The sequence below is a fragment of the Luteibacter sp. CQ10 genome, assembly GCF_040900725.1.
Taxonomy (GTDB): Bacteria; Pseudomonadota; Gammaproteobacteria; order Xanthomonadales; family Rhodanobacteraceae; genus Luteibacter.
Window position 1 is genome coordinate 1 of sequence record NZ_JAEUYM010000014.1, and the last position, 7,587, is coordinate 7,587.

The window sequence follows — 7,587 nt, forward strand, 5'->3', positions numbered from 1 at the left end:
GTTCCAGGCCGATCCATGACTCGGCGTGCGCCTGCGAACGCGCGTCGTCGTACGCCACGCACAACAACAGTCGATCGCAGGCGATGCCGCTGGCGGCGAGCGCTTGCACGACATGGATCAGCTCGGCCGCCTGCGTCGCGTCCGCTGGCACATCCATGCAACCTGCGTGGACGATGGCGTCGGGGGCACCATGACGGTCCGCCAGATCGGAGAGAACACGCCTCCAACTGTCCACGCTTTCACGCCGGATCGCCCGCGGGTCGTCGTCGTCGCCGGTGCCGAACCATGCCGTCACGAGCCGGGCATCGGCGGCCTCGCCGCGCCACGCGTCGGCGCAGCGCATGGCCGACCGTTCGTCGGGCGCGACGAGCAGCACCGTTCCGGGTGGCCGTGACGAGGGCACGGCATCCCGCCGGATCCATTGCTCCGCGGCGAGGACCAGCCCATCGTCGCCGGTCGGCGATACAGGCGATGCAAACAGGGCCGAGCCGACCGACCGACGCAGTTCCCGGTCGATCCAGTAGCGCTCCCTCGCGAAGGGATAGGTAGGCAACGACACGCGCCGCGGCGTTGCCGTTCGACGCAGGCGTTCCCAGGGAACCACCAGGCCGCTTACCCAGAGCGAGGCCAGCTGCGCGAGCTGGCCCCGTTCGAGCCACAGGTCGACGGCGCCACCGAGCCCTTCGTCGACGGCGAGGCCGCCGAGCGCTTCGCCGCCCGGGCGTACTTCGGCCTGCCAGACGCCCTGCTGCGCATCGGCATCGCGCAACCATGCGTCGATCCGCGCGGAAAGCTCCGCGGCCGTCGAGGCCAGACACGCCAGCCGGCATGCCATGGGTTCGCGTCCCACCTGCAAGGTATAGGCGACGTCGGACAGCGGCGCGGAGGCGCCGGCAGCGCCCAGCCAGGCCACGAGCCGTTCCGCCCGCTCGCGCAGCTGTTCGGGCGTGCGTGCGGACAGCACGACAAGGCAGGCTTCGTCGAGCTCGCCGGTGCGCCGCGGGCTCGCGTCGCCGGGGAGGTATTCCTGCACGATCAGGTGGGCGTTCGCACCGCCCGCACCGAACGAGGAGATGCCGGCGATGCGCGGACCGTCGCGATGCTCGCCGTCGATCTCCAGGCGCGGGCGAGGCCATTCGCCCAGTCGGCGTTGCACCGCGAACGGCGTGTTCCGAGCCCGTATTTCGGGGTTGGGTTCGTCGGCGTGCAGGCTGGGAGCGAGTTGGCCATGGCGCATCTGCAGCAACACTTTGGCCAGCGCCGCGAAGCCGGCGGCGCTTTCCGTGTGTCCGATGTTCGATTTCACCGAGCCGATCGCGCACCACGGCTCGTCGACCGAAGGCGTGCCGAACGCCTTCACCAGCGCGGCGAACTCGATCGGGTCGCCCAGCGAGGTGCCGGTGCCGTGCGCTTCGATGTAGCTCACGCTGCGCGGGTCCACCTTCGCCAAGCGCAGCGCCTCGCCGACCAGATCGGCCTGCGCGGCCGGGCTCGGCACGGTGTAGCCATGGGTACGGCCGCCGGCGTTGAGGGTACTCGCCTTGATGATGCCGTAGATCGGATCGCCGCTGGCCTGGGCGGCGGCAAGCGGTTTCAGCAGCGCGCAGCCGACCGCTTCGCCGTCGACGAAGCCGTCCGCTCCGGCGCCGAACGGTCGCGTCAATCCATCGCTGGATAGCATGCCCTTCGAAGAAAGCATGATGTACTGAAGCGGATCGACGATCAGGTTGACGCCGCCGGCCAACGCGGCATCGCACGAACCGGCGCGCAGGCTGTCGATCGCCAGGTGGATCGCGGTCAGCGACGACGAACAGGCGGTGTCCACCGCGAGGCTGGGGCCGACGAAATCCAGCGTGTACGACACGCGGTTCGCGATCGACCAGTGGCTGGGTTGCTGCGCGTACGTGCTGTTCATGATGCCGACGAAGACGCCGACCCGGCGGCGCGGGGACAGGCTCGCCGGCGTATGGCCCGCGTCCTCGATGCAGGCATAGGCCTCCTGCAGGAACAGCCGTTCCTGCGGGTCCATGCCTTCGGCTTCGCGCGGCGATATCCGGAAGAACAGCGGGTCGAACAGGTCGATGCCTTCCATGAAGGCACCCCACCGGCTGTACATCGCACCGAAGCGGCTGCGGTCCTCGTCGAAGTAGGCACGCCAGTCCCAGCGCTCGGCCGGTATCTCGGTGAACGCATGCACGCCGTCGCGCAGGTTGGCCCAGAACGCCTCGATACTGGCCGCCTTGGGGAAGCGTCCGCTCAGGCCGACGATGGCGATGTCGCCGTCATCGCCGGGGGAAGGATTCGCCGCGACCGATTCGGGCGAGGTGATGGTGGCGACGGCGGATGGCGCTCGCGCGACGGCATCGGCACGAATCGGGCCGGTCGACACCGTGGGCGAAGCGGCGAGCGCCGCCGCCTGCTCCGGATAATCCGCGACAAGGCGGTCGGCGAGCGAGGCGATGCTGCGATGTTCGAAGAACAACGTGCTCGAGATGTCCGGAAAGGTCTCGCGCAACGCGCTTCCCAGTTGCACGACGAGGATCGAGTCGATGCCGAAGGTTTCGAACGGCTCGTTCTCGCCGATGCGTTGCGCTGGCATGCGCAGCATGCGGCCGACCGTCCCGCGCACCGCGTCGCGCACGCCACGGCGCACCGCTTCCGGATCGGGCGGCGTGTCCCGTTCGCTGATAACGTCCACGATGTCTCCCGTCCCGTCCCGTTCACTGCGTTCGTCGATGGCCGTGACACGCGCGTCCGGCGCCGGAATCGTGTTCCCGGCCTTCTGTACGGCCAGCTGCGTCGCGGTGCCGACGAGAAGGTTTTCCAGCGCGTCCAGTCCCTCCGGCGGTTCGATGGAACCGACGCCGGCGCGCGCCATCCGTTGCCGGTACGGCTCGGCGGACGCGACGCCGACGCTGCCCCAGTAACCCCAGTTCATGACCTTTACCGGATAGCCGGCGCGGATCGCCAGCGCGTGGGCGTAGGCATCCTGGAAGGTGCAGCCCGCGGCGTAGTTGCTCTGTCCCGGAACCTTCGCGAAGCTCTGCCACGAGGAGAAGAACAGCAGAAAATCGAGCGGCTCCCCGGCGATGACCTGGCACAGTCGCACGCTGCCGGCGACCTTGGCGGCGAGCCCGTCGCGAAAGCGCGACTCGTCCATGTTCGCCAGGCTCTTGTCGAAGAGCGCGACGGCCGAGTGGACCACGCCGTTGATGCGGGGATGCCACGCCTTGATCTGGGCCCAGGCCGTCTCGAGCGCGGCGCGATCGGTCACGTCGACCTGGACGTAGCGCGGTGCCGGGCCGTGGGCGGCCAGGGTTTCCTGGCGCCGGGCGATGTCGTCGTCGTGCGGCCGCCGACCCAGCCAGACGATCTGCGCCGCGTGGTCGCGGACCAGGCGTTCGCTCAATGCGCCACCGATGCCGCCGGCGCCGCCGACGATCACGTAGACGCCGCCGCGGCGCCAGGGCGAATGGCCCGGCATGATCGGATCGTCGGGAACCAGGATCTGGTCGAACCATTCGCCGGCGCGCAAGGCCACGACGTTGCCCGAGGCGGTCGCCGGTCGCCGGAGAATCGCGTCCAGGGGCCATGCTCCCGTGACGGGCACGTCGACGGATCGCACGCGCCATCCCGCGTATTCGGCCTGCACGGCGGCGGCGAAACCGTGCACCGCTGCGTGCGTGGGCATGACCGGTTCGCCGGGAATCACCGACACCGCCTGGCGAGTGACCCAGGTCATCCCGAGCGGGCGACGTTCGTAGCCCAGCGCGAGCAGGCGCCTGACCAGCGCCAGGCCGTCGAGCACGCCGCCCTCCTGGCCGGCGACGATGGCGTCGGCATGCACGTCGTATGCGTCCGCCGCCACCTGGGGTGCCAACCAGAAGACGTGGTCGATCTCGCCGTAGGCCGCGAGATCGGCATCGAAGCTGGCCGTCGTCGACGGCAACAGGCAGGCATCCGGATACCTTTCCCGCAGCGCGCGCCGCTGCTCCGCGTCACCGCCGATCACGAGCACGCGCGCGGCCGTGCCGGGCCACGCCTCGGTCGTCTCGGTCGACGCCGTCCATTGCGGACGCATCGTGACCAGCGGACCGGCGCTCGCCGGTTCGTTGGCGTTGGCGTTGGCGTTGGCGTTGGCGGGCGCCACGGTCCCCTGAACCGGTGGCAGGGGCCGACTCGCCAGGCCGCGCAGCCGCGCGCACGGCCGGCCGTCGGGATCGCACACGTCGATGTCGAGCTTCTGCAGGTCGCCCTCCCCCGTGCGAGGCAGCACACGCAGGCGCGCGACGCCCTGCTCCGGACTCGGGGCGAGGACGTCGATGGCGTCGAGCGCGAACGGCAGTCGGGCACGCGACGTGCCGGAGGCATCGACGATGCCGACACAGGCTTGCAGCGCCGCGTCCATGATGCTGGGATGCAGGACGTAGTCCGCCGACGTGTCCGCCACGTCCGGCGGCAACCGCACGTCGGCGACCGCGAACGGCCGGCCCTGCGGATCGCCCGCGACCCCCGCGCGAATCGATGCGATGCCGCGCAGCGAGGGGCCGTAGTCCAGGCCCATCGAAGCGAACGCCGCGTAACAGGACGCGCCATCCAGATGCAGCTCGTCGGTGGCCTCGAAGCCGGCTGGGTCCAGCGGCGCGACCGATGCCGGATCGAGCAGGATCGCTCGACCCTGCGCGTGCACGGTGGTGCCTTCGGTGAGGATCTCGAAGGCGAGGCCTTCGCCTTCCGCGCGCAGCACGATGTCGATCCGGGTCGGCCCTTCCACGACGAGCGGGCGAAACCACACCACGTCGCGAAGCCCGATCGGGCGCTCCGCCGCCGCGCCGGGTTCGAAGGAGAAGCCGGCGGCGGCGCGCGCCATCTCCAGGTACGCCACGGCGGGCAGCACGCGTTTGCCGTTGACGACGTGGTCGTCAAGGAAGAATTCGCCGCCGTCGACGTCGGCGGTGAAATGCTGTCGGGCCAGGGTCGAGCGGTTGTGCTGGACGAGCGGGTGAAGCACGGTATCGCCCGTCGCCGGGCCGCGATCGTCGCGACGCGGCATGGCGATCCAATGCCGCTCGCGGGCGAACGGGTAGGTCGGCAGGGAGAGCCTGCGCGGTGCCCGGTGCCGGTGCAGCGAATGCCAGTCGAGGGCGCCGCCCCTGGCCCAGTGATCGAGCAGCGAGGCCACGTCACCGGTGTCGATCCAGGCGGCCACGTCGTCGTCACCGGCGAACGCGCCGTCGGCGTCGGCGGCGATGACGTGGAAGCCCATCCCCTCGCCGCCGCGCTCGCCGGCGAGGAAGCGCGTCCAGCGCGTCTTCAGCGCCGTCAGCGAATCCACGGCGACGACCAGCCGGACGTTCATCGGCTCACGACCAACCTGCAGGGTAAACGCGAGGTCGTCGAGCGAGGTCGAGGGGGCCGTCTCCAAGGCATCGAGCATCGCGCGGACCCGGCGCAACAAGGCTGCCTCGTCACGTGCCGACAGGGGCACCAGGCGCATCTCGCCCAACGGTCCCGCGGCCGGATCGCCTCCGCCGTCGACGGGAGCGGCCGGGCCTTCCTCGAGGATGGCGTGCGCGTTGGTGCCGCCGATGCCGAACGAACTCAGCGCCGCGCGCCGGGGCGCCCCCTCGCGCGGCCATGGGCGGGCCGTATCGGCGATGTAGAAAGGTGAGCCGGCCAAATCCAGCGCGGGATTGGGCGTGACGTAGTTCAGCGTGGGAACGATCTGGCCATGCCGCAGGCATAGCGCCACCTTGATGCAGCCCGCCATGCCGGCGGCCGCGTCGAGGTGGCCGATGCCGCTCTTGACCGAGCCCAGCCCGCAGAAGCCACGGCGCGCGGTCAGCTTGCCGTAGGCCTGGGTCAATGCCGCGAACTCGATGGGATCGCCCAGTCGCGTACCGGTGCCGTGGGCCTCGACGTAGCCGATGGTCTCGACGTCCACGCCGGTCGTGCGCAGCGCTGCATCGATCACCCGGGCCTGGCCGCCGACGCTGGGCGCGTAGAAGCCGGCCTTGTCCGCGCCGTCGTTGTTGAGCGCCACCCCGCGGATCAGCGCATAGACGTGATCGCCGTCGCGCACCGCGTCGCTCGCCTTCTTCAGCAGCAGCGTGCCGACGCCTTCGCCGGCGACCATGCCGTCCGCACCCGCGTCGAAGGCGCGGACGTGACCGTCGCTGGAAAAGTTCAGGCCGGCACTGTGCACGTAGCCGAGGTTGTCATGCGCCATGAGCATGGCCGCGCCGACCAGGGCGTAGCTCGCCTCGCCGGCCATGAGGCTCCGGTAGGCGTTGGCGATGCCGACCAGCGACGACGAACAATTGGACTGCACGAAGAAACTGGGTCCGCGCAGACCGAGCTTGTGAGAGATGATGGTCGGCATCGTACCGGCCTGGGCGAGCAGCCACGACACGTAGCCGTCGGCGCCGCGTGCGCCGCTCTCGCCCTCGGCGCGCGCGATGTCGCTGAACACCGCCGTCTGGTAGAGGCTGCTGCTCGCGGACACGAAGACCGCCGTGTCGGGAATCGCCGAGGGGCGATACCCGGCATCTTCGACGGCCCGCCAGCTGTGTTCCAGGAGCAGGCGCAACTGCGGATCCATGAACTGTGCGTCGCGCGCGGGAATGCGGAAGAACGCCGCGTCGAAACAATCCTTGTCGTCGATGGTCGCGCGCGCGCCGACGAAACGGCCGCCGGCGAGAAGTGCCGCGTCGAGACCGGCATCGCGCAGCCGCTCGGGCGACAGCACTTCGATGCTTTCCCGTCCCTGGACGAGGTTCGTCCAGAAGGCCGCCGTATCGACGGCGCCCGGGAAGCGGCTCGACATGCCGATGATGGCCACGCTGGTGTCGTAGTAGTCGGGCATGCCGCCATCGTCCACGGCGGACGCGGGAAAGGCGCGACCGGCCTCGGCCGCGTTGTCGGCGCGACCTTGCCGTTCGGCCAGGAACGCACCGATGCGGCGGATGCTGGCGTGTTCGAACAACGCGGTGGCGTCGAAATCCCGATCGAATTCGGCCTGGATGCGCCCGACCAGGGTCACCGCATGGATCGAGTCGCCACCGACGTCGAAGAAGCCCGCCTCGACGTCGATGTCGCGAACGTCGAGCACCTCTCGCCAAAGGGCGAGCAGCCGCCGCTCGATGGCGGACGCCCACGCACCGGCCGGGGCCGGAGCCGGTGCCGTGGTCGTCGCGAGCGGGCGTTCCGCTAGCGCCCTGCGGTCGGCCTTGCCGTTGGGCGTCAGCGGCAGGGTGTCGAGTTCGACGAACACCGCGGGCACCATGTGCGCGGGAAGCACGCTCTTGAGCCGGTCGCGGAGCGCCTCGACCGAGGCGCCACGCGCCGCCGCCGACATCACGTAATAGGCGACGAGCCGCGGGTTGTCGGCGGAACCGCCCACCACCACGGCGCATTGCGCGACGGCCGGATCGGACGCCATCGCCGCCTCGATCTCGCCGGGTTCGATGCGGAAGCCGCGCAGTTTCACCTGGGCGTCGATGCGACCCAGGTACTGCACGCGACCGTCGGCCAGGTAACGGACCAAATCGCCCGTACGGTACATCCGTGCGCCCGGCGGACCGAAGG

Annotated in this window: 1 protein-coding gene; it reads right to left on the reverse strand. The window is 70.3% G+C overall.

Going from position 1 to position 7,587, the window contains the following annotated elements; translation table 11 throughout:
* Positions 1 to 7,564: SDR family NAD(P)-dependent oxidoreductase (locus tag JNG39_RS20985; RefSeq protein ID WP_368313910.1), on the reverse strand; the 7,564-nt coding region annotated here is incomplete at its 3' end.
* Positions 7,565 to 7,587: the final 23 nt, after the last annotated feature.